This is a genomic window from Ollibium composti (genome assembly GCF_004801285.1).
In the GTDB taxonomy this organism is placed as follows: domain Bacteria; phylum Pseudomonadota; class Alphaproteobacteria; order Rhizobiales; family Rhizobiaceae; genus Mesorhizobium; species Mesorhizobium composti.
This window is the reverse complement of the sequence record NZ_SSNY01000004.1, coordinates 273386-296430: the sequence shown is the minus strand read 5'-3', so window position 1 is coordinate 296430 and position 23045 is coordinate 273386. Positions and strand designations below refer to the sequence as shown.

Here is a 23045-nt window from a genome sequence, read left to right as displayed (position 1 = left end):
GCAAGCCATGCTCCCGCAGGAAATCATCCGCAGGAAACGCGACGGCCTGAAGCTGTCGGCGGAGGAGATCGCCGCCTTCGTCGCCGGGCTGACCGACGGTTCGGTGGCTGACGCTCAGGCGGGCGCCTTCGCCATGGCGGTGCTGTTGCGCGGCATGAGCCGCGAGGAGGCGGTGGCGCTGACGATGGCCATGCGCTCTTCCGGCGACGTGCTCGACTGGTCGGACCTGCCGGGTCCCGTCACCGACAAGCATTCCACCGGCGGTGTCGGCGACAACGTCTCGCTGATGCTGGCGCCCATCGTGGCGGCCTGCGGTGCCTTCGTGCCGATGATCTCGGGAAGAGGTCTCGGCCATACCGGCGGCACGCTGGACAAGATGGATGCCATTCCCGGCTATGCCAGCCAGCCGGACATCGCCCTGTTCCGCAAGGCCGTACGCGAGACCGGCTGCGCCATCATCGGCCAGACCGGCGACCTAGCGCCGGCCGACAAGCGGCTCTATGCCATCCGCGATGTCAGCGGCACGGTGGAATCGGTGCCGCTGATCACCGCCTCCATCCTGTCGAAGAAACTGGCGGCGGGGCTCGGTTCGCTCGTGCTCGACGTCAAGGTCGGCAACGGCGCCTTCATGGAACGCCCGCGCGAGGCGGCGAAGCTGGCGTCCAGCCTTGTCGAAGTGGCGAACGGGGCCGGGCTTGCGGCGACCGCGCTGGTCACCGGCATGAGCGAGCCGCTGGCGTCCTGCGCCGGCAATGCGGTCGAGGTGATGAACGCCGTCGATTTCCTCACCGGACGTCGGCGCGACCGGCGGCTGGGTGAGGTGACGTTGGCGCTCGCCGCCGAGATGCTGCATTCGACAGGGCTGGCGGCCTCCAACCAGGACGGCCTGCGCCGCGCTGCCGAGGCGCTGGAGGGAGGCCGCGCCGCCGCCGTGTTCGGACGCATGGTGGCAGCCCTTGGCGGACCGGCGGATTTCGTCGAGCGGGCCGCCGCCTATCTGCCCGCAGCGCCTGTCGTCCGTAAGGTCGAGGCACGGCGGGCCGGCTTCGTCACCGGCATCGAGACGCGGGAGATCGGGCTTGCCGTCGTTGAACTCGGCGGCGGACGCAGGCGTCCGGACGACAAGGTCGATCCGGCCGTCGGCCTGACAGAATTGCTGCCGGTCGGGGCGGAAGTCCGCGCCGGCGATGCGCTGGCGCTGGTCCATGCACGCGGCGAGGCGCAAGCCGAGGTGGCGATCGCGGCGGTCCGCGATGCCTATGCGATCGGCCCGGCCAAGCCGCCGCCGGAGAAGGTGATCATCCGGCGCATCGCCGCTCGTTGACGGAAAAGGCCGGGCGATCGCGCACCCGGCCTGTGGCAGAGAATGGGCCGATTCAATGCCGAGGCGTCAACAAGGCGACTACGATGGCGGCTGACAGTGCGGCGAGGCCGAAGAGGACGAACGGGCCGAGCACGCCGACATGGTCCACCAAGAGCCCGCCGAAGACGGCGCCGGAGGCGATGGCCACCTGGAAGGCCGTCACCATCAGGCCACCAGCGCTCTCGGCCTGCTCGGGCGCGGCGCGGATCATCCAGGTCTGCACGCTGACCGGTACGCCGCCGAAGCCGAAGCCCCACAGGGCGATGCCGATCGCGGCGAAGAGCGGCGATGCACCGGCTATAACCAGGATGAGGGCTGCGACGGCCATGATCAGCGGCGCCAGGCTGAGCGCCAGCCTGAGGCTGCGGCCGGCGACGAAACCGCCGGCGAGGTTGCCGAAGAAGCCGGCGACGCCGAAAGCGAGCAGGACCAGCGAGATCGTCTCGATGTCGAGGACGGGGACTTGCTCGAGGAAGGTGCGTACATAGGTGAAGCCGGCGAAATTGCCCGACGCCACCAGCAGGATGGCGATGAGCCCGATGCGGATCATGCGGTTGCGGCCGACGTCGAACAGGGCGCGCACGCTCGCCACGTCGAGCGGCGGCAGGCGCGGAATGGTCGCAAGCTGGACTGCAAGCGTCAGCACGCCGATGACGGCGCCGAGCAGGAAAGTGGCGCGCCATCCCCAAAGGTCGCCGAGATAAGCGCCGATCGGGGCGGCACACACGGTGGCGACCGATACGCCGGTGAGGATGATCGACATGGCGCGCGGCAGCATCGCGGCCGGTACCAGCCGCATCGCGATGGCGCCCGACATCGCCCAGAAACCGCCGAGGCCGACGCCCAGAACGACGCGGGCAAGCAGAAGCATGGGCAGCGATGTGGCGAAGGCGGCGAGCAGGTTGGAGGCCACCAGCAGCACCGTCAGCCCCCACATGACATGGCGGCGGTCTATGGTGCGGGTGAGGATGGCGAGCGTCGGCGCGGTGACGGCCGCGACAACGGCCGTCGCCGTCACCGCCTGTCCGGCGGCACCCTCGCTGACGCCGAGATCGGTGGCCAGCGGAGTGAGCAGGCTGGCGGGCAGGAATTCCGTCGTTACCAAGCCGAACACGCCGAGCGTCAGCGAGAGAACGGCGCCCCATGCCGGGTCGGATCGCTCTTTCGGAACCGACGGCGCCGGCGATGCGGCGTCGTCCAGGGTGGCGTCGGCGACGCCTATGGCTGTCTGGCTCATTTGTGAATCTCCGTCAGGATGGACACGGAAAATGGGTGGCGGACTCTGGAGTTTCCATGCTAGAAACGCCAACATGCTTGACCGTTCGTCCAAATTTCCCATCACCGGCGATCCGCTGACCGACATATTGCGAGGACTGCGGCTCGATGGCGTCGAATATGCCCGCTGCGAGATGCGGGCGCCGTGGGGATTGGAGTTTCCCGCACAGGCGGCGGCGCGCTTCCACTTCGTCGGTTCGAGCGGCTGCTGGCTGCGGCAACCCGACGGCGAATGGGTGGAACTGCAAGCCGGCGACGCGGTGCTGTTGCCGCGCGGCGGCGCGCATGCGCTGGCGAGCGAGCCGGATGGCCGCACGAAGGCGGTCGGCGACTGCCGGAGCGCGGAAATCTGCAAGAACGTCTATTGCCTGACCAATGAGGGCGCGGCCTGCCAGCAGCCGACGCTGCTGTTCTACGGCAGCATGTATTTCAACATCGACAGCCTGCATCCGCTGCTCGGCATGATGCCGGAGCTCATGCGCACGCACGGGTTGGAAGCCTATGAGCCGGGCATTCCGCATCTGCTCGATTCGATGGCGCGCGAGGTGACGATGGAGCGCGTCGGCTCCGGCGGAATCTTGGCGCGGCTGGCGGACGTGCTGGCCGCGACCATCATCCGTTCGTGGGTGGAGCGCGGCTGCGGCGATTCCAGCGGCTGGGTGGCGGCGGTGCGCGACCGCGACGTCGGCCGCGTGCTCGCCGCCATCCACCTCGACCCGGCGCGGGACTGGACGGTGGAGGCGCTCGCTCACCTCATGGGCGCTTCGCGCTCCGGCTTCGCCGAACGCTTCGCGGCAACCGTCGGCAAGCCGCCGCTGAAGTACGTCACCGAAGTGCGGATGCACCAGGCTCGCCAGTGGCTGATGCGCGACCACGCCCGCATCGCCGTGGTCGCCGCGCGGCTGGGCTATGAATCGGAAGCGGCCTTCAGCCGCGCCTTCAAGCGGGTGATCGGCGCGCCGCCCAGCCGTTTTCGCGGCGAAGAGGCGGACGGCGCGGCTTAGGCGCGGCCTTGTCTGCCGATGGCGTGCGGCTATTGCGCCAGAAGCAGCTTTCCGTCCTGCACCTGGAATTTGTCGAGCCGCCGCAGGAAGCTCATGCCGATGAGGGTCGTTGCGAGCGCCTTGTCATCCAGCACGACGGCGGGAACGTGATCGACGGCGATCCTGCCGATCTGCAGCGAGGCGATCTCGACGACAGCCGCCTTGACCTTGCCGTTGGCGGTGTCGACCTCGCGGTCGAAATCCGAGGGGCTCAAGGAAATACCGGCCCGGCTGGCGGTCGAGCGGTTGAGAGCGACCACGGTGGCGCCGGTATCCACCATCGCCTCCACCGGCCTGCCGTTGACCTTGAAGGACGCCACGAAGTGCCCGCGCGCGTCGGCCTGTAGCAGCACCTTGCGGCCGAGCGGCTGCTGTGTGGCCTCGCGAACGGCGCTCACAGGCATTGGCGGAGCAACGTCGCGGGCGGCTGGCCGGCTCATGGCGAGATCGAGCAGGCGCTCGAAGGCCTGCGGGTGCGCCTGATAGAGCATCGGCACAGAGGCCGACGAGCCGGCGCACAGGCCGAGGATGAGAAGTTTGCGCAGCATCGCCGAACCCTGTGAGGAGCGCCATCCTCGCAGGTCTTGGTGTGCGGCGGCTTAATGCTTCCGGCAGGTCGGGCACGTGGCGTGCGGTTGGGTAAACCGGACCTTAATGCCGGTCGCTGCGGATGCTACTTCGTGCCGTACATGCGGTCGCCGGCGTCGCCGAGGCCGGGCAGGATATAGCCCTTCTCGTTCAACTGCCGGTCGATCGAAGCGGTGAAGACGGGCACGTCGGGATGCGCCTTGGTGAAGCGCTCGATGCCTTCGGGTGCGGCCAGCAGGCACAGGAAGCGGATGTTGGTCGCGCCCCGGCCCTTCAGCTTGTCGATGGCGGCGATGGCCGAATTGGCGGTTGCCAGCATCGGGTCGACGACGATGACCAGGCGGTCGGCGAGGTCGCTCGGCGCCTTGAAGAAATATTCCACCGCCTCCAGCGTCTCGTGATCGCGGTAGAGGCCGACATGGGCGACGCGGGCGGCCGGCACGAGGTCGAGCAGGCCTTCAAGCAGGCCGTTGCCGGCACGCAGCACCGAGGCGAAGACCAGTTTCTTGCCCTCGAGGATCGGCGCGTCCATCACCTCCATCGGCGTCTCGATCTTCGTCGTCGTCAATTCGAGGTTGCGGGTGACCTCGTAGCCGAGCAGCAGGGAAATCTCGCGCAGCAGGCGGCGAAACCCAGCCGTCGACGTGTCCTTGTTGCGCATGATGGAAAGCTTGTGCTGCACAAGCGGGTGATCGACGACGGTGACGCCCTGCATGATGTGCTCCGGCAACGAAAAAGGGTGAATGGTGAATAGTGAATGGTGAATGGTTTGGCGAGTCTTTGTCGAGCCCCAGCGCCGCTGGGTCCACAATTGACAAGGCGTCAGCCTCGCTCAATCCCACCATTCACCATTCACCATTCACCATTCACCATTCACCGGCCAAGCCGCGCCAGCAGCGCCGCTTTCGTCTTCCGGTCGACGAAAGCCGCTTCGATCGCCGTGCGGGTGAGGGCCGTAAGCGCCTTGTCGTCCATGCCGAAATGATCGCGGCCGACCTCGTATTCGCGTTTCAGCGAGGTGTGGAAATAGGGCGGGTCGTCGGAATTCAGCGTCACCTTGCAGCCGGCGCTTTTCAGCGCCGGGAAGGGATGGTTGGCGAAATCGGGGAAGACGCCGAGCGCGACGTTGGAGCCGGGGCAGCATTCCAGAATGACGCCATTGCCAGCGATGCGGCGCACGAGATCGGGGTTCTCGACGGCGCGCACGCCGTGGCCGATGCGGGAAGGACGGATGTGATCGAGGGCGGCGGCGACGCTTTCCCAGCCCATCAGTTCGCCGGCATGCACGGTGATGCCCAGTCCCGCCTCGCGGGCGATCTCGAAGGCACGCACGTAGTCCTCAAGGTCGCCGATGCGTTCGTCGCCGGCCATGCCGAAACCGGTCACCAGCGCGTTGCCGCATCTCGCCGCGAAGCGTGCCGCCTTCTCCACCGCCTCGACGCCGGCATGGCGCAGGCCGACGACGATCATGCGCCCCTCGATGCCGGTTCTTGCCGTGGCGCGGGCGATCCCTTCGCCGAGCGCGTCGGTATAGGCCTTGGCCGACAGGCCTGCGCCGGCGGCGTGGTCGGGCGAGATGAAGATTTCCGAATAGATGGCGCCGTCGCGTGCCAGGCTAGTCAGGTAATGGTCGGCCAGCAGCGCATAGTCCTCCTCGGAGCGGAACAGACCGGCGGAAAAGTCGTAGGCGGCGAGGAAGGAGGTGAAATCGTGCCAGACGAAGGCGCCGTCGCGGATGAAGGGGCTTGGATCGGCATCGTATTTGCGCGCCTGACGCAGGACGAGATCGGGGTGCGCCGCCCCTTCGATGTGGCAGTGCAACTCGGCTTTCAGAGGCATGCAAGCATCCTGTGGTCGCGCGGCCGAGCGCCGCGCCTTAAACAATAGCGCCCGGTATTCCGATCGGCTATGGTCCCGCCGATTTTGTGACGGATCGAAATTATGTCAGTCGAACGCACCACCGCCGCAGGCGGCATGGAAACCTCCTATGGCTTTCGCACCGTCGGCCAGGGCGAGAAGCAGCCGCTGGTGAACGAGGTGTTCCACAAGGTCGCCGACCGCTACGACCTGATGAACGACCTGATGTCGGCCGGCATGCACCGGCTGTGGAAGGACGCCATGGTCGCCTGGCTCAACCCGCCGAAACGTCCGGGCTGGCGGGTACTGGACGTGGCCGGCGGCACCGGCGACATCGCCTTCCGCATCGTCAAGGCGAGCGGCCACAACGCGCACGCGACGGTGCTCGACATCAACGGCTCGATGCTGGCGGTCGGGCGTGACAGGGCCGGGAAGAACGGGCTTGCCGCGCAGGTCGATTTCGTCGAGGCGAATGCCGAGGAACTGCCCTTCGAGGACGGCACGTTCGACGCCTATACGATCGCCTTCGGCATCCGCAACGTGCCCCGCATCGAGGTGGCGCTGGCGGAAGCTTTTCGCGTTCTGAAGGTGGGCGGGCGATTCCTGTGCCTCGAATTCTCGGATGTGGAGATGCCGCTGCTCGACAAGGCCTACGAGGCATGGTCGTTCAACGCCATCCCGAAGATCGGCAAGGCGGTGACGGGCGACGGCGAGCCTTATTCCTATCTGGTCGAGTCGATCGCCAAGTTCCCGAACCAGCAGAATTTCGCTTCCATGATCGAGCGCGCCGGCTTCGGCCGCGTCACCTTCCGCAACTACTCCGGCGGCATCGCGGCCGCCCATTCGGGCTGGAAGCTTTGACGGATCTTCTCCTGGCAGGAATGGCTGCATGAGTTCCATCGGCGCTGCTTTCCGGCTCGTCCGGGCCGGCTGGGTGCTGGTGCGCGAGGGCGTCGTCGCCGCCCTGCCGGGTGACGAGCTTTCCGGCGCGCCGAAATTCGGCTGGCGCGTCGCCCGGCTGCTGGCGCGGCGCCGGGCCTTGCGGCACGGGCGCGGCGACCGGCTGGCGCGCGCCGTGGCACGGCTCGGCCCGTCCTACGTCAAGCTCGGCCAGTTCCTGGCGACCCGGCCGGACGTCGTCGGCAACGACATCGCCGTCGATCTTGCCATGTTGCAGGACAAGATGCCGACCTTCCCCATGGCGGAGGCGACCGCCGAGGCGGCGGCCTCGCTCGGCCGGCCGGTGGGCGATCTCTACGCAAGCTTCGGCGAAGCGGTGGCGGCCGCCTCGATCGCGCAGGTGCACCCGGCCGAAGTCGTCTATGACGGCGTGCCGAAAAAAGTGGCGGTGAAGGTCATCCGGCCCGGCGTGCGACGGCGTTTCCAGCACGACCTCGAAAGCTTCTTCCTCGCCGCACGCCTGCAGGAAAAGTACATTCCGTCGGCGCGCAGGCTGAGGCCGGTAGAGGTGACCGAGACGCTGGCCCAGACCACCAAGGTGGAAATGGATCTCAGGCTGGAAGGGGCCGCCCTTTCCGAACTCGGCGAGAATACGAAAGACGATCCGGGCTTTCGCGTACCCTCCGTCGACTGGGAGCGAACCGGCCGCGACGTGCTGACGCTGGAATGGGTCGACGGCATCAAGATGAACGACGTCGCCGCTCTTGCTGCGGCTGGGCACGACCTCAAAGCGATCGCCGCCAATCTTATCCAGTCTTTCCTGCGCCATACGCTGCGCGACGGCTTCTTCCATGCCGATATGCATCCCGGCAACCTTTTCGTGGAGGCCGACGGCACCATCGTCGCGGTCGATCTCGGCATTGCCGGGCGACTGGGCAAGAAGGAGCGGCGGTTCCTCGCCGAAATCCTCTACGGCTTCATCACGCGTGATTACCTGCGCGTCGCCGAGGTGCATTTCGAGGCCGGCTACGTGCCGGCTAAGCACGATGTCGCCGCCTTCGCCCAGGCGATCCGCGCCATCGGCGAGCCGATCCACGGCCAGCCGGCCGAGACGATCTCGATGGCGCGGCTTTTGACGCTGCTGTTCGAGGTGACCGAACTGTTCGACATGCAGACGCGGCCGGAACTGATCCTGCTGCAAAAGACCATGGTGGTGGTGGAGGGTGTTGCGCGCACGCTCGATCCGGCTTTCAACATGTGGAAGACCTCCGAGCCGGTGGTAGGCGACTGGATCCGTGGCAATCTCGGACCGAAGGGCCTGCTCACCGACGCGCGGGACGGCGTGCACGCGCTGGTGTCGCTGGCGCGCCAGGCTCCCGACCTCGCCGCCCGTGCCGAGCGGCTGTCGCGCGAGGTCGACGCCATGGCCGAGCACGGCCTGCGCTTCGACGCCGCGACCGCCGAGGCGATCGGCAAGGCCGAGGCTCGCCATTCGCGGTCAGGCCGGCTGGCGCTGTGGGTGATCGCGGCAGCGCTGGTGTGGATCGCCTGGAAGCTGGTGTAGCCTGAGTGCCGACTAGTTCTGACAGCAATGCTGTCATTGAAAGCAATGCTGTCATCGCCTATATTGGCCGGCATGAGCACCGTCACGGTCAGAAATCTCGATGAATCCGTCAAGCAGGCGCTCCGCGAGCGTGCGGCCGGCCATGGCGTGTCCATGGAGCAGGAAATAAGGGACGCCCTTGCGCGGGATGTCCGCAACGGTCCCGGCCGGCGGCCGAAAGCGTCCCTGGAAGAGATCATGCGACTTTCGCGCAAACCTGATCGACCTTTCGATTTCGAGCAGGCTCAGGACGAGGTTTGGGACTATCTCTATAAAAGCGACAAGCCGAGGTGATCGTCGTCGATACCTCCGCGCTGTTCGCGTTTCTTGCCGCCGAGCCTGAAGCTGAAGCTCTGGCGGGTCGAATGCAGGTCGAGCCGGTTCTTGTCTCCGCACCGACCTGGGTCGAAGCGGGTATTGTCGTCGGGAACAAGCTCGGCCTCGATGGCGCAAGGCGCCTGCATGCTCTCGCGGCCGGTCTGCAATTCGACATTGTCGCCTTCGATCAGGATCTTGCCGAAGTGGCCGTATCGGCCCATGTGCGTTTTGGTCGAGGCTCCGGGCATCCGGCGAATCTCAACCTGGGTGATTGTTTCTCCTATGCGCTTGCCAAGACGCGGAACCTGCCGCTGCTTTTCAAGGGCAACGATTTCATCCATACCGACATCGTGCCGGCGCTCGGGCCGGTCTGACAGCAGGCGCATCGATCATGGGCGAAACTCTTACGGCCAAGCGCATCCTGCTCATCGTCGGCGGCGGCATCGCCGCTTACAAGGCGCTCGACCTGATCCGACGGCTGCGCGAGCGCGGGGCGTCCGTGCGCGCGGTGATGACGGCGGCGGCACAGCAATTCGTCACGCCGCTTTCGGTCGGCGCACTGACGGCCGATCATGTCTTCACCGACCTGTTCGACCGGCAGGACGAGCAGGACGTCGGCCACATCAGGTTGGCGCGGGATACCGACCTGATCGTCGTAGCACCCGCCACCGCCGACCTGATGGCGAAGCTCGCCAACGGCCATGCCAACGATCTTGCTTCGGCGGTGTTGCTCGCCACCGACAAACCGGTGCTGATGGCGCCGGCGATGAATCCGAGGATGTGGACGCATCCGGCGACGCGGCGCAACCGCGCCACCTTGGAGAAGGACGGCGTGCATTTCGTCGGGCCGGGCAAAGGCGAGATGGCCGAACGCGGCGAGGCCGGCGAAGGGCGCATGGCCGAGCCATTGGAGATCGTCGCCGCCGTCGAGGCGCTGCTGGGCGGTGGGGAAAAGCCGCTCGCCGGCCGCAGGATCATCGTCACCTCGGGGCCGACGCATGAGCCGATCGATCCGGTGCGCTACATCGCCAATCGGTCGTCCGGCAAGCAGGGCCATGCCATCGCGGCGGCTCTTGCGAAACTTGGAGCGGATGTGCGGCTGGTCTCCGGCCCGGTGACGATCGCCGATCCAGTTGGCGTAGCCACGACCCATGTCGAGACGGCAAGGCAGATGCAAGCGGCGGTGGAAGCGCTGTTGCCGGCCGATGCCGCGGTCTTCGTCGCCGCCGTCGCCGACTGGCGCACGGCTGCGGAATCGGGCGAGAAGATCAAGAAGGTGGCGGGCGAGGGGCCTCCGGCGCTGCAGATGGTGGAGAACCCGGACATCCTTGCTGGCGTCGGCCATCATGCGAAGCGGCCGGCGCTGGTCGTCGGCTTCGCGGCCGAGACGCAGTCCATCTTGAAGAATGCCGAGGCCAAGCTGAAGAAGAAGGGTGCCGATTTCATCGTCGCCAACGACGTGTCGCAGGGCAGCGGCATCGGCGAAGCCGGCGTCATGGGCGGCGACCGCAACCGCGTGCGCATCGTCTCGAAATCGGGCATCGAGGAATGGCCCGAAATGGGCAAGGACGAGGTGGCGGCGCGGCTGGCGGCACTGATCGCCGAAAAGCTGAAGACGGTGGCCGTCTGGTCGGAACCGGATGGCGGTCGATCCGTTCCTCCCCGCCAATTCCGGCGAGGAGAACGATGATGAAGACATTGGCCGATATTTTCGAGCATACGCTGCAGGACGTCTACTATGCCGAGAACGCCATCACCAAGGCGTTGCCGAAGGTTGCCAAGGCGGTCAAGGATGCCAAGCTGAAGGACGCGCTCGAAGGCCACCTGAAAGAAACCAAGGGCCAGATCGTCAAGCTCGACAAAGTCTTTTCCAGCCTCGGCAAGAAGGCCAAGGGCGAGAAGTGCGACGCCATCGAGGGGCTGATCAAGGAAGCGGACGGGTTGATGGAAGAAGGCTCGGGCCCCGCGCTCGACGCCGGCCTGCTGGCGGCCTGCCAGGCGGTCGAGCACTATGAGATCGCGCGCTACGGGTCGCTGCGCGAATGGGCCAAGGAACTTGGCCATCAGGAGGCGCACACGTTGCTGAGCGAAATCCTCGACCAGGAGAAGGCGGCCAACAACAAGCTGACCAACATCGCCGTGAGCGAGGTCAATCAGGCGTAGCCGGTTCGACAGCCGGTGTTTGCCGCACTCTTGCCGGCTCGTGTGCGATCCAAAGGGCAGCGACGACGCCGAGCAGTGCCAGCGGAATGAAGGCGAGGAACAGGAAATGGGCGACGCCGGCGGCGGTGTCCCTGTTGAGGCCGGACGAGAAGCCGCTGGCATTGGCGATGATGCCGGCAAGGGCCGCGCCGACGGCGTAGCCGATACGCTGCATGGTCGGCACGGCGGCCGACGCGATTGTCTGCTCCTCAGGCGGGGCGGCGCCGACGATGACGCGCGTCAGGAACGGCCAGGTGATGCCGAAGCCGCCGCCCTGCAATAGGGCGCAGAACAGGATCAGCGGAATGGAGCCTTGCGGCACGGCCCAGGCGAAGCCGGCCGAACCGGCGGCGATCATGATGGCGCCTGCGACGATGACCAGCCTTTCCCGCTGCGGCGTCACCGCCGCCACCATGATCGACAGGACCGACCACGAGATCGACTCAGCGGCGATGATATAACCCGTCGTCAGGATCGGGATGCCGTGCAGGCTGGTCAGGATCAGCGGGCCGTAAAGGCCGAACGAACAGGTAGCGACGGAAAAAGCAGCAACCATGGTGATGCCTGTCCCGACCGGCGTGCGCCATGAAAAAAGGTTCGAAGGAAACAACCGGGACAGCGGCCGCATGGAGTCGATGCGGAAGAACAGCGCCAGCCCGACGAGGCCGAGGACGAGCAGCAGCGAAGAGCGCGCAAGCCTGACGTCGATGCCGGCGGCCGCGATCAGCACGACGCCAACTGCGAGACAGGCCAGCGCGGCGAACGGGAAGGGCGGCAAAGCGGTGTCGCGCGCGTCGGTGGCGCGACCTTGCGGCGTGTTGAGTACCGTGAGGCTGGCCAGCGCCATGACGAGACCGCCGGCGACGAAGACGCCGAAGGCCCAGCGCCATGTGAGATATTCCGACATGATGGCGCCCAGCATCGGTCCGCCGAAGGCGGCGACACCCCACACCGCCGACAGGATGCCGAAAAGCTGCGGCCAGATGGAGCGGTCGAACAGGCGCTGCACGGAGACGAAGGCCAGCGAGACGAGCGCGCCGCCGCCCAGCCCCTCGACGAGGCGGCCGGCGAGGAAGACGGGCATCGAGGGCGAAGCGGCGCAGATCAGTGCGCCCAGCCCGTAGAGCAGGGCGGCCACCGTCATGTTGGTGCGCAGCGGCAGGTAGCTGACCAGCCGGCCGGCGGCCGCCCCGGCGACGATGGCGCCGAGCTCGTAGATCGCCAGCGACCAGCCGACCAGTTGCACGCCCGAAAGCGTGCCGACCATGGCCGGCATGATCGTCGCCACCATCGTCTCGTTGGTGGCGTGCAGGAGGATGCCGAGGCTGACGAAGCAGAAACGGCCGAGGTCGCCGCTTGCCCAGAGGGAAGCCCAATCCACAGTATTAGTCGCCGTATTGGCGCGTCGATGCGAAGTACCGCTCATCGTCTTCCCATGCTCTCTGCGCCAGCCGGCGACTGCGGAATTCTTGGTAGAACCTCAAGCGCGGTTGAGCTCAAGCTGGTTTTTGGGCCTCGGCGCCGCGACGGCTTGGGCCAGCCCGGCAGACTAGTCGCCGGTGCTGCGCAACCGGAAGCGGCTGACGCCGATGGCGATGTTGACGCCGGTCTGTGCCTGCAGGCTGAGCGGCTGCAAGGTGAAGGCGTGGCCGGAGCCGCCGACCAGCAGGTTGGCGCCGGCACCGACGGCCGCCGTCACCTCGGCGCTGGCGCCGACATAGTCGCCCGCCAGCGCGCCGGGCGCATAGATGTTGGCCATCGGCGCCAGCACGATCCACTGCATGACCGTCTTGCCGGTTATGCCGATATCGAGGCCGTATTTGCTGACGCTGCCGGTGTAGGTTTCCGCCGCGAAGGTGGCGCTCGCCGGGTTGAAGGTACAGGAAAGGTCCTTGGTGGAGCCGAAGATGAAACCGGTTCCGCCCTCGATGGCACAATCGAGCACGCCGAGTTCGACGCCGCCGTCCTGTGCGGCAGCCGTCATTGAGGCCGATATCAAGGCGACTGAAGTGGCGGCCAGAACGGCCGCCGCGATGATCCTGCGCAATGACACCTCCCCCTGCCGCACCGCCACGATGGTAGCGGCAAACGGGCGGGAGGCAACAGGCGCCGACAGGCGCCTGCGCTATTTCAGCGAGTGGATCAGGTCGATGGATGCAACGGCGACGGCGAGATTGAGGCCGGTCTGCGCCTGCGCGCTCAGCGGCTCGAGGTTGATGGACCTGTGCCAGCCGCCGACGAGGAGGTTGAGGCCGCCGCCGGTCACCACGCTCGCCTCGGCGTTGACGCCGTAATAGGTGCCTTGCAGCGCGCCGTCTTCGTAGTCGTAAGACGGAGCAAAGACCGCCCACACCATTTCGCCCTGGCTGGTTTGGCCGACATCGAGACCGAGCTTGGTGACGACGCCGGTGTAGCGCTCCCTGCTGCCGTCGCGCGAGGAGCGGAAGATGCAATCGAGGCCCTTGTTGGAGGTGATGACATAGCCGACACCGCCTTCGACCGAGCAGCGCAACATGCCGAGCTTGACCTGTCCTGCCTCAGCCTGGGCGGTGAAGCCGGCAAGACCGAGGAAGGTCGCGGCGGAGATGGCGGCGAGAGCAAATTTTTTCATGATAGGAAGTCCTTCTGCTGAACCGGGACAACGGGCAAACCCGTCCGGCCGTTCCGTATCGGCGCACGTGCCGGCTACGAAAATCGGTATCGCCGGCTGTCGGCAAGACTGTGGCACGGCAATCGCCGGCCACGATATTTCGACAATGGGACGTGGGTTTGCGCCGGGTCAGCTCACCCGTGCCAGGCCGTCCTTGGCTGGCTGGTAGTTCGGGTTGAGGTGGATCGCCTCGCGGTAGGACTTCGCCGCCCGCTGCTTGTCGCCGCGCCGTTCGTAGACCAGCGCCTGGTTGGCCCACGCTTCGGCGTTCTTCTTGTCCAGCTTGATGGCCATGTTGAAGTCGGAGAAGGCGTTCTGCTCGTCGCCGGTGGCGAGATAGGACAGGCCGCGGCCGTTGTAGGGCTCGGACGCATCCGGCGCCAGCGAGATGGCGGTCGAGAAATCCTCGATGGCGAACTTGTGCTGGCCCTGCTGCTGGTAGATCAGGCCGCGATTGTTGTAGGCGCGCGCATCGGTGGTGTCGAGCTGGATGGCCTTCTGGTAATCGTTGAAGGCGAGCTGCGTCTGGCCGGCCTTCCGGTAGAGGTTGCCGCGGCCGATATAGGCGGCGTCATAGCTGGGATTGATCTGGACGGCGCGGTTGTAGTCGGCCAGTGCCGTCTGCTGGTCGCCGAGGAAGCGATAGATCAGCGCGCGGTTGGAATAGGCCTGGTAGAAATCCGGCTTGAGCTGAATGGCGGTGTTGAAGTCCTTCAGCGCCGCCTGGTACTGGCCGCTGCGGCCGTAGGCCGAGCCGCGCACGTTGTAGGCTTCGGGATCGCGCGGATTGCTGTTGATGACGGAACTGAGCGAGGAAATGTTCTCGCTGGAGCCTTGCGCCTTGTCGATGTTGGCGAGTTGGCCGACCGGCGTGGTCTGGCAAGCGGCGAGCGCAAGACCGGAGAGGAGGGCAGCCGTCAGCGCGAAGCCGCGCATGGCCGTGCGGCGTTCTGCGGTCGAAACAATCATGGCTGCTCTGTCCTCACTTACCTTGACCCTGCCGACCCCTCACCGGCCACGGCCATTTCACCAAACAATAGCTGATCGACCAAATGAAAAAGGTGGCGGCGATTGCGCATCGCGCCACCTCGATTATCCCCGGAAAGGGACGAAAAATAGGCGCTATCAGCGCGGCGCGCGGGCAGGAGCGCCGGCGGCCGGAGTCGGGCGCGGCGTCGACGGCAGCAGGCCTTCGCGCTGGGCGCGCTTACGAGCCAGCTTGCGGGCGCGGCGGACGGCCTCAGCCTTCTCGCGGGCGCGCTTTTCCGACGGCTTCTCGTAGTGTCCGCGCATCTTCATCTCGCGGAAGATACCTTCGCGCTGCATCTTCTTCTTGAGCGCGCGGAGCGCCTGGTCAACATTGTTGTCGCGGACGAGTACCTGCACGGGCGATCCTGTCTTTCGGGTTCGGATTCACAAGGCAAACGGCCACACCCATCTGCCTCCGCGGCAGACTCCACCGCGAATTGTGGCGCGCTTTAGCAGAATCAGGGCGCGTTGTCCACGGCCAATTGCAGGAAAGCGAAGCGATCCCTATTCCGCCGCGTGGCCGAGGGTGGCCGGCTCCGGCGCGTTGGGATCGCCGGGCGCCGTCTCGCAGCCGAGATCGGGGAAGGCGAGGATACGCTTGCCCTGAAAATCGGTGCGCACCACGAGCAGGCCGCGCTCCTCGAAATAGTCGAGCAGGCGTTGCGCCCGCCGCTCCGAATGGGTGCCGTAGGCGCGGGCAAGGGCTGCGTTGGAAGGCGAGGGGCCTTGCGTGACGGCGGCGCGGGCGACCAGCAGGAAGATGCCTTGCAGGTCGTCCGGCAGGCTTTCGGAAAGCTCCAGCGCCTTGGCCCAGGCATCGCCGCCGGCCGCACGCGCGTCGACGCCGGCACGCGCCACAGCCAGCCGGCGGCGGAAGGCCGACAGGTGCAGCGGCTCCCCCGGCACGCGGCGGATGCGGCAGCGGACGAGGAAATCCTGGTAAAGCACGGCGTCGGTGCGAAAGCCGGCGTCCGGGTCTTCGAGGATTTCACCGAGCACCGCATCGATGCCGGCCTCGCGCTCGGCTTCGTCGATCAGCGGGAAGACCGGCTCGGGCGCCGGTTCGAGCACGAGCTTCGGCTTGGAAAGCTGGGCCAGAAGGTCCGCCGTCGGCATCGGCGGGGGTGGTGCCACGCGGCGCGGCGGGCGCAGCATCTCCTCGTCCGGGCCGGGTGTGAAGATCAGGTCGCGGGCATCCTCGGGCGCTTCCGGCAGCGGCGTCAGCTTCGGGCTGGAGGAGCGCGCCGCCGTTTCGACAGGGCCGATGGTGAGCGGCAGCGGCCGGCGCGACAGGGCAGGGCCAAGGGCGACGAAATGGCCCCGTGCGAGGTCACGGAACATTTCGGCCTGCCGGCGGTCCATGCCCAGAAGATCGGCGGCGCGGGCCATGTCGATGTCGAGGAAGGTGCGGCCCATGAGGAAATTGGAGGCTTCCGCGGCGACGTTCTTGGCCAGCTTGGCGAGGCGCTGCGTGGCGATGACGCCGGCCAGTCCGCGCTTGCGGCCGCGGCACATCAGGTTGGTCATGGCGCCGAGCGACACTTTGCGTGCCTCGTCGGCCACTTCGCCGGCGGCGGCGGGGGCGAAAAGCTGCGCCTCGTCCACCACCACCAGCATCGGATACCAATGGTCGCGCTCGGCGTCGAAAAGCCCGCCCAGAAAAGCCGCGGCGGCGCGCATCTGCTGCTCGACGTCCAACCCTTCGAGGTTGAGCACGACGGAAACGCGGTGCTGGCGGATGCGGCCGGCGATGCGGGTGAGTTCCGCCTCGGTGCGCTGGGCGTCGACGACGACATGGCCGAATTTATCGGCCAGCGTGACGAAATCGCCTTCCGGGTCGATCACGCATTGCTGCACCCAAGACGCACTCTGCTCCAGCAGGCGGCGCAGGAGGTGGGACTTGCCGGAACCCGAATTGCCCTGCACGAGCAACCGGGTCGCCAGCAATTCCTCAAGATCGAGCGCGGCCGGCTTGCCGGGGCCGGCCACGCCCATGTCAATGTCCACTTTCATCGCATCACCTTGGCACACGCTCTAACATCGTGTCCGTCGGATGCGAACCGCCCGCACGCAATACCCACAGGCGTGATTTTGAAGGCTCAGGTCCGATTGATGGAAACACCGCCATCGGCGAACAAGGCCGTGCCGGTGGTGAAACTCGACGCCTCGGAAGCCAGAAACAGCGCCGAGCGGGCAATTTCGTCAGGCCGCGCCACGCGTTTCAGCGCGTGAAGGCTTTCGACGAAGGTGCGGGCTTCCGGTGTCTTGAAAGTCGCGGCGGGTGTGTCCGTGCCACCCGGCAGCAGCGCGTTGACCCGGATACCCTTCGGGCCGAACTCGGCAGCCAATGCCTGCGTCAGCCCGATCAGGGCAGCCTTGCTGGCGGCGTAAGGGGCCATTCCCGGCATGCCGATGGTGTGGCCGACAAAGCTCGAGGTGAAGATCAGCGAACCGCCGCCGCGTTCCAGCATGGCGGGGATCTGGTATTTGGATGCAAGGAAGGCGCTCGTCAGGTTGGTATCGATAACCTCGTGCCATGCTTCCTGTGTCAGATCGGAGATCGGCCCCATCGCGCCGACGATGCCGGCATTGTTGAAGGCGATGTCCAGCCCGCCGAACCTGCCGGTCGCCATGTCCGTCAATGCCTTTGCATAGGCCTCGTCCTTCACGTCGCCGGCCAGTGCAGCGGCTTCGCCTCCATTGGAGGCGATTTCGTCCACCAATTCATCGAGTTCGGCTTGCCGCCTCGCGGCAACCACGACCTTTGCGCCCTGTTCGGCGAACAGCCTGGCCGTGGCGCGGCCGATGCCGGAACTCGCGCCTGTGACGATTGCAACCTTGTTGATGAGAGTGAACATCGTGCTTCCTTCTTGTGGGAGGTGCTGTTTCCAGCGTGACCCACAGGTGGCAGATCGAGCCCTCTCCTCTCCACCCGATACTTGCGAAGCGAATGGACGGTACACGCGACGCCGCCCGCACAAAGCGGCAATCGCCGTCGCAAACAGCGCAAGGATGGAGATGGCGTTTCGATAGTGATACACCTCGCGCCGGTAGTCATTCGAGGCCACAACGTGAAGAAATATTCGGTATTCGCCATCGCCCGCGAGGCCATGCGCGGCCACAAGGGCTGGGAGGAGCAATGGCGCTCGCCCGAGCCGAAGAAGGAATACGACGTCGTCATCGTCGGCGCCGGCGGGCATGGGCTGGGGACGGCCTACTATCTGGCCAAGGAGCACGGCATCACCAACGTCGCGGTGGTGGAGAAGGGCTGGCTCGGCGGTGGCAACACCGGCCGCAACACCACCATCATCCGCTCCAACTACCTCTACGACGAATCGGCCGGCATCTACGACCATGCGGTCAAGCTGTGGGACGGGCTCAGCCAGGACCTCAACTATAACGTCATGTATTCGCCGCGCGGCGTCATGATGCTGGCGCACAACGTCCATGACGTGCAGGTGTTCAAGCGTCATATCCACGCCAACCGGCTGAACGGCGTCGACAACGAGTGGCTGACGCCGGAACAGGCGAAGGAATTCTGCCCGCCGCTGAACATCTCGAAGAACGCGCGCTATCCGGTGATGGGCGCTGCCTTGCAGCGGCGCGGAGGCACGGCGCGTCACGACGCGGTTGCCTGGGGCTATGCGCGCGCGGCCAATGCGCGCGGCGTCGACATCATCCAGAACTGCGAGGTCACGGCCGTTCGGCGCGACGCCAGCGGCGCGGTAACGGGCGTCGAGACGACCAAGGGCTTCATCGGTGCCAAGAAGGTCGGCGTGGTGGCGGCCGGCAACACCTCCGTCATCATGGACATGGCGGGCGTCAGGATGCCGCTGGAAAGCTACCCCTTGCAGGCGCTGGTGTCGGAGCCGGTCAAGCCGGTGGTGCCGTGCGTGGTGATGTCGAACACCGTGCACGCCTACATCTCCCAGTCCGACAAGGGCGAACTGGTGATCGGCGCCGGCACCGACCAGTATATTTCCTATTCACAAACGGGTGGACTCCATATCCTCGAACACACGCTGGATGCCATCTGCGAGATGTTCCCGATGTTCACGCGCATGAAGATGCTGCGCTCGTGGGGCGGCATCGTTGACGTGACGCCGGACCGCTCGCCGATCCTGGCCAAGACGCCGGTGAAGGGGCTCTACGTCAATTGCGGCTGGGGCACCGGCGGCTTCAAGGCGACGCCAGGCTCGGCCAACGTCTTCGCCCACACCATCGCCCGCGACGAGCCGCACCCGATCAACGCGCCGTTCACGCTGGAACGCTTCCGCACCGGCCGGCTGATCGACGAGGCGGCCGCCGCCGCCGTGGCGCACTGAGAAAGGCGAGGGGGACGAAATGCTTTTGATCCGCTGCCCCTATTGCGAGGAAGAACGGCCGGAGCTCGAGTTCCGCAACGCCGGCGAGGCGCATGTCGTGCGCTCGGCCAACATGGCCGCGACAAGCGACGAGGATTTCGAGAAATACTTCTTCATCCGCTCGAATCCGAAAGGCGTCATCTACGAGCGCTGGCGCCATATCCATGGCTGCGCGCGTTTCTTCAACGCGGTGCGCGACACCGTCACCGACAAGTTCGTCATGACCTACAAGGCCGGCGAGCCGAAGCCGAAGAAGCTGCCGGGAGTTGCAAAATAATGGCCGCCTCTTATCGCATTTCCGGCGCCGGCCGCTTCAGTCATGCCAAGGTCGCCAAGTTCAGCTTCGACGGCAGGCCGTATGCGGGCATCGAAGGCGATACGCTGGCCTCGGCGCTGCTCGCCAATGGCGTCCACCTTGCCGGCCGCTCGTTCAAGTACCATCGCCCGCGGGGCATCCTTTCTGCCGGCGCCGAGGAGCCGAACGCGCTGGTCGAAATCCGCCGCGACGCGGCGCGCCGCACGCCGAACGTGCGCGCCACCGTGCAGGAACTCTATGACGGGTTGGAGGCTGCCTCGCAGAACCGCTGGCCGTCGCTGTCCTTCGACGTCGGCGCGGTCAACGACGCTTTTTCGCCGCTGTTCTCGGCCGGTTTCTACTACAAGACCTTCATGTGGCCGAAGACGGCGTGGAAATCGCTCTACGAGCCGAAGATCAGGGCTGCCGCCGGCCTCGGCGTGGCGCCGGACCAACCCGATCCGGACCACTATGCAGCGCGCTTCGCCCATTGCGAGGTGCTTGTGCTTGGCGGCGGCGCGGCGGGCCTTGCGGCGGCTTTGGCGGCGGCGGAAACCGGCGTGCGCGTCATCGTCGTCGACGAGCAGGCTGATTTCGGCGGCGCCTTGCGCTTCGAGGCCGGCGCGCGGATCGACGGGCAGGACGGATGGACCTGGGCGCAGGGCGTTGTCGCCAGGCTGAAGGCGATGGACAATGTGCGCGTGCTCAACCGTACGACCGCCTTCGGCTACTACGCGCAGAATTTCATCGGCCTGGTCGAGCGCGTTTCCGACCATCTCGCAGCACCCGGCCGCGACCTGCCGCGCGAGCGGCTGTGGCAAATTCGGGCGAAGAAGGTGGTGCTCGCCACCGGGGCCATCGAGCGGCACATGGTGTTCGCCGACAACGACCGGCCCGGCATCATGCTCGTCTCTGCGGCGCGCACCTATCTCAATCACTACGGCGTGGCGGTGGGCCGCAACGTCGGCATCTATACGGCCAACGATTCGGCCTATGCGGCGGCGCTCGACCTGAAGAAGGCCGGCGTCAACGTGGCGGCCATCGTCGACCTGCGTGACAACCCGTCCGGCGAGCTGGTCGACCAGGCACGCGCCGCCAACATCGAAATCCATGACGGCCGCGCCGTGGTGCGCGTCGGCGGCAAGCTGCGCGTCAATTCCATGACCGTGCAGAAGCGCACTGGCGGCGGCGAGCGGACCCTGCCCATCGACGCGCTTCTGATGTCGGCCGGCTGGACGCCGTCGGTGCACCTGTTCTCGCAGTCGCGCGGCAAGGTCGCCTTCAACGATGAGGTCAAGCGCTTCCTGCCCGGCACCTATGCGCAGGATTGCGTGTCGGTCGGCGCCTGCAACGGCACCGACGGGCTGGCAGCTTCGGTGGACGAAGCCTATGCGGCCGGCGCGAAGGCTGCCAAGGAAGCGGGCGGCAAGGCGGCGAAATCCGCCAAGCCGAAGGTGGAGGCCAGCGAAGGCTGGTCGCGTGGCATGCTGGGGGCGGCGCCCGGCGCGGGTCCCGGCACGACGGTCAAGGCCTTCGTCGATTTCCAGAACGACGTGACCGCGAAGGACATCCGCCAGGCCGTGCACGAGGGCATGCGCTCGATCGAGCACGTCAAGCGCTTCACCACCAACGGCATGGCGACCGACCAGGGCAAGACCTCCAACATGCATGGGCTGGCGATCGCGGCGGAAGAACTCGGTAAGCCGATCCCGCAGGTGGGGCTCACCACCTTCCGGGCGCCCTATACGCCGGTGACCTTCGGTTCCATCGCTAATCATGCGCGCGGCGCGCTGTTCGACCCGACGCGGCGCACTACCACCCATGGCTGGGCGGAAAAGCACGGCGCCGTGTTCGAGGACGTCGGCCAATGGAAGCGTGCCTGGTATTTCGCCAAGGCGGGCGAGGACATGCACGCGGCCGTCAACCGCGAATGCGTGACGGTGCGCAAGACGGCCGGCTTGTTCGACGCCTCGACGCTGGGCAAGATCGAGGTGGTCGGGCCGGACGCCGCGACCTTCATGGAACTGATGTACACCAACCCCTGGCAGAAGCTGGCGCCCGGCCGCTGCCGCTACGGGCTGATGCTGCGCGAGGACGGCTTCATCTATGACGACGGCGTGGTCGGGCGGCTGGCGGAAGACCGCTTCCATGTGACGACGACGACCGGCGGTGCGGCGCGCGTCATGAACCAGATGGAGGACTATCTCCAGACCGAGTTCCCGCAGCTGAAGGTGTGGCTCACCTCGATCTCCGAGCAATGGGCGGTGGTCGCGGTGCAGGGTCCGAACTCGCGCAAGATCATCGAGCCGCTGGTCGAGGGCATCGACCTGTCGGACGAAGCCTTCCCACACATGTCGGTGCGCGAGGGCAAGATTTGCGGCGTGCCGACCAGGCTGTTCCGCATGTCGTTCTCGGGCGAGCGCGGCTTCGAGGTCAACGTGCCGGCCGACTACGGTGAGGCGGTGTGGGAAGCGCTGTGGGCCGAGGGCCAGAAGCACGGCGCCTGCGCCTACGGCACGGAGACCATGCATGTGCTGCGCGCCGAGAAGGGCTACATCATCGTTGGTCAGGACACGGACGGCACGGTTACGGTCAACGATGCGGGCATTGACTGGGCGATCGGCAAGAAGAAGGCCGATTTCGTCGGCATGCGCGGCATGATGCGGCCTGACCTCGTGGCGCCGGGGCGCAAGCAGCTCGTCGGCCTGAAGACGAAGGACCCCAACGTCGTGCTGGAGGAGGGCGCGCAGATCGTCGCCGATCCCAGCCAGCCGATCCCTATGAAGATGATCGGCCACGTCACCTCGAGCTACTGGTCGGAAAATTGCGGCCGCAGCATTGCCCTTGGCTTGGTCGCCGGCGGACGCGAGAAGATGGGCCAGACGCTCTATGTGCCGATGCCGGATCGCGTCATCGAAGTGGAAGTGTCGGGCACCGTGTTCTTCGACGAGAAGGGGGAACGCCTCAATGGCTAAAGGGGCCGTGAAGTCCGCTCCGGCGGGCGTGGAGCGCCGTCCGGCGCTGGCAGGGCGCGAGGCGACAGGCAAGAGTGTGAAGGTCGAGCCGCTGGGGCCGGCCGAGCGCGTCTCGCTGCGGGCGTCGGCCGAATCAGTCGCCTCGCTGTCGCGGGCGCTCGGCCTCACGCTGCCGCAGAAACCGAAGACCTCGGCCGCCAAGGGCAGCCGTATCGCGCTGTGGCTCGGGCCGGACGAATGGCTGGTGTTCGACGAAGAGGGCAAGGACCTGCTTGGCGACTGCGCCAAGGCGAAGCAACTGCACTCGGCGGTCGGCATCTCGCACCGCAACGTGGCGATTTCCGTCAGTGGTCCAGCGGCTGAGGCCTGCGTCAATGCCGGCTGCCCGCAGGACCTGTCGCTGGCGGCATTCCCGGTCGGCGCCTGCTCGCGTACGGTGCTCGGCAAGGCCGAGATCATCCTCTACCGCCCGGCCGAAGACGCTTTCCGCGTCGAGTGCTGGCGTTCCTTCTCGGACTATGTCTTTACTTTCCTCAGCGAGGCCGCCCGCGACGCCGCCGCATAGGAGGCGCCGGCTCGGCCT

The 23045-nt window shown here is 66.4% G+C and carries 23 protein-coding genes; 12 read left to right on the top strand and 11 right to left on the bottom strand.

From position 1 onward, the window contains the following. The first annotated feature begins 7 nt into the window (after positions 1-7). Positions 8-1324: a thymidine phosphorylase gene (deoA, locus tag E6C48_RS09620; RefSeq protein WP_136356487.1), complete on the top strand. Its 1317-nt coding sequence runs from the start codon at positions 8-10 to the stop codon at positions 1322-1324. A 52-nt stretch (positions 1325-1376) separates the two neighbouring features. On the opposite strand, the gene E6C48_RS09615 is transcribed toward deoA, so the two are convergent. After that, complete coding sequence (locus tag E6C48_RS09615; RefSeq protein ID WP_136356484.1) at positions 1377-2600, bottom strand: MFS transporter; 1224 nt, start codon at positions 2598-2600, stop codon at positions 1377-1379. 73 nt (positions 2601-2673) lie between these two features. Between E6C48_RS09615 and E6C48_RS09610 the strand changes: the two genes are divergently transcribed. Then, positions 2674-3642 (top strand): AraC family transcriptional regulator, encoded by a 969-nt coding sequence (locus E6C48_RS09610; protein WP_136356482.1) that lies wholly within the window; start codon positions 2674-2676, stop codon positions 3640-3642. 29 nt (positions 3643-3671) lie between these two features. On the opposite strand, the gene E6C48_RS09605 is transcribed toward E6C48_RS09610, so the two are convergent. The 3 genes from E6C48_RS09605 to E6C48_RS09595 form a co-directional block, all read right to left on the bottom strand. Then, a complete protein-coding gene (locus E6C48_RS09605) occupies positions 3672-4229 on the bottom strand; it encodes a TIGR02281 family clan AA aspartic protease (RefSeq protein WP_136356480.1) in 558 nt (185 codons plus the stop codon). Between the two features lie 125 nt (positions 4230-4354). Continuing rightward, entirely contained in the window at positions 4355-4984 is a 630-nt protein-coding gene (gene upp / locus E6C48_RS09600) for a uracil phosphoribosyltransferase (protein WP_136356478.1), read from the bottom strand. Positions 4985-5142: 158 nt separating this feature from the next. Then, entirely contained in the window at positions 5143-6108 is a 966-nt protein-coding gene (locus tag E6C48_RS09595; protein WP_136356476.1) for an adenosine deaminase, read from the bottom strand. 102 nt (positions 6109-6210) lie between these two features. Between E6C48_RS09595 and ubiE the strand changes: the two genes are divergently transcribed. The 6 genes from ubiE (at position 6211) to E6C48_RS09565 (ending at position 11110) form a co-directional block, all read left to right on the top strand. Next, complete coding sequence (gene ubiE / locus E6C48_RS09590; RefSeq protein WP_136356474.1) at positions 6211-6987, top strand: bifunctional demethylmenaquinone methyltransferase/2-methoxy-6-polyprenyl-1,4-benzoquinol methylase UbiE; 777 nt, start codon at positions 6211-6213, stop codon at positions 6985-6987. A gap of 28 nt (positions 6988-7015) precedes the next feature. Next, on the top strand, positions 7016-8590 hold the full coding sequence (ubiB, locus tag E6C48_RS09585) for a 2-polyprenylphenol 6-hydroxylase (RefSeq protein WP_136356472.1): 1575 nt from the start codon (positions 7016-7018) through the stop codon (positions 8588-8590). A 72-nt stretch (positions 8591-8662) separates the two neighbouring features. After that, positions 8663-8923 carry a FitA-like ribbon-helix-helix domain-containing protein gene (locus tag E6C48_RS09580; RefSeq protein WP_136356470.1) on the top strand — a complete coding sequence of 87 codons (261 nt, stop codon included), beginning with the start codon at positions 8663-8665 and terminating at the stop codon, positions 8921-8923. After that, entirely contained in the window at positions 8920-9321 is a 402-nt protein-coding gene (locus tag E6C48_RS09575) for a type II toxin-antitoxin system VapC family toxin (RefSeq protein ID WP_206086456.1), read from the top strand. The genes E6C48_RS09580 and E6C48_RS09575 overlap by 4 nt, the downstream gene beginning before the upstream one ends. Positions 9322-9338: 17 nt before the next feature. Then, entirely contained in the window at positions 9339-10637 is a 1299-nt protein-coding gene (gene coaBC / locus E6C48_RS09570) for a bifunctional phosphopantothenoylcysteine decarboxylase/phosphopantothenate--cysteine ligase CoaBC (protein ID WP_136356468.1), read from the top strand. Then, positions 10637-11110, top strand: a complete 474-nt coding sequence (locus E6C48_RS09565; protein ID WP_136356580.1) for a YciE/YciF ferroxidase family protein — start codon at positions 10637-10639, stop codon at positions 11108-11110. Before coaBC ends, E6C48_RS09565 begins: the two co-directional genes overlap by 1 nt. Here the strand turns inward: E6C48_RS09565 and E6C48_RS09560 are convergent. From E6C48_RS09560 to E6C48_RS09530, 7 genes are all read right to left on the bottom strand, one after another. Beyond that, positions 11097-12575, bottom strand: a complete 1479-nt coding sequence (locus tag E6C48_RS09560) for an MFS transporter (protein WP_136356466.1) — start codon at positions 12573-12575, stop codon at positions 11097-11099. The genes E6C48_RS09565 and E6C48_RS09560 overlap by 14 nt on opposite strands. Before the next feature lie 123 nt (positions 12576-12698). Further along, positions 12699-13133 (bottom strand): DUF992 domain-containing protein, encoded by a 435-nt coding sequence (locus E6C48_RS09555; RefSeq protein ID WP_136356578.1) that lies wholly within the window; start codon positions 13131-13133, stop codon positions 12699-12701. Between the two features lie 141 nt (positions 13134-13274). Further along, on the bottom strand, positions 13275-13760 hold the full coding sequence (locus tag E6C48_RS09550; RefSeq protein WP_136356464.1) for a DUF992 domain-containing protein: 486 nt from the start codon (positions 13758-13760) through the stop codon (positions 13275-13277). A gap of 168 nt (positions 13761-13928) precedes the next feature. Further along, positions 13929-14768, bottom strand: a complete 840-nt coding sequence (locus E6C48_RS09545; RefSeq protein WP_136356462.1) for a tetratricopeptide repeat protein — start codon at positions 14766-14768, stop codon at positions 13929-13931. A gap of 156 nt (positions 14769-14924) precedes the next feature. Continuing rightward, entirely contained in the window at positions 14925-15185 is a 261-nt protein-coding gene (gene rpsU, locus E6C48_RS09540; RefSeq protein ID WP_136356460.1) for a 30S ribosomal protein S21, read from the bottom strand. Between the two features lie 147 nt (positions 15186-15332). Continuing rightward, positions 15333-16841: an ATP-binding protein gene (locus tag E6C48_RS09535; RefSeq protein WP_136356458.1), complete on the bottom strand. Its 1509-nt coding sequence runs from the start codon at positions 16839-16841 to the stop codon at positions 15333-15335. An 86-nt stretch (positions 16842-16927) separates the two neighbouring features. Beyond that, positions 16928-17686 carry an SDR family oxidoreductase gene (locus tag E6C48_RS09530; protein WP_136356576.1) on the bottom strand — a complete coding sequence of 253 codons (759 nt, stop codon included), beginning with the start codon at positions 17684-17686 and terminating at the stop codon, positions 16928-16930. A 213-nt stretch (positions 17687-17899) separates the two neighbouring features. Here E6C48_RS09530 and E6C48_RS09525 point away from each other — a divergent pair, with 213 nt between their 5' ends. Genes E6C48_RS09525 through E6C48_RS09510 form a run of 4 tightly spaced genes read left to right on the top strand, consistent with a single transcriptional unit; the run spans position 17900 to position 23027 of the window. Then, positions 17900-19153: a sarcosine oxidase subunit beta gene (locus E6C48_RS09525; RefSeq protein WP_136356456.1), complete on the top strand. Its 1254-nt coding sequence runs from the start codon at positions 17900-17902 to the stop codon at positions 19151-19153. A 19-nt stretch (positions 19154-19172) separates the two neighbouring features. Then, the gene (locus E6C48_RS09520) at positions 19173-19469 is read left to right on the top strand and encodes a sarcosine oxidase subunit delta (RefSeq protein WP_136356454.1); all 297 of its coding nucleotides are present in this window, start codon (positions 19173-19175) and stop codon (positions 19467-19469) included. Then, on the top strand, positions 19469-22462 hold the full coding sequence (locus E6C48_RS09515; RefSeq protein ID WP_136356452.1) for a sarcosine oxidase subunit alpha: 2994 nt from the start codon (positions 19469-19471) through the stop codon (positions 22460-22462). The genes E6C48_RS09520 and E6C48_RS09515 overlap by 1 nt, the downstream gene beginning before the upstream one ends. Next, positions 22455-23027: a sarcosine oxidase subunit gamma gene (locus E6C48_RS09510; RefSeq protein ID WP_136356450.1), complete on the top strand. Its 573-nt coding sequence runs from the start codon at positions 22455-22457 to the stop codon at positions 23025-23027. Before E6C48_RS09515 ends, E6C48_RS09510 begins: the two co-directional genes overlap by 8 nt. Positions 23028-23045: the final 18 nt, after the last annotated feature.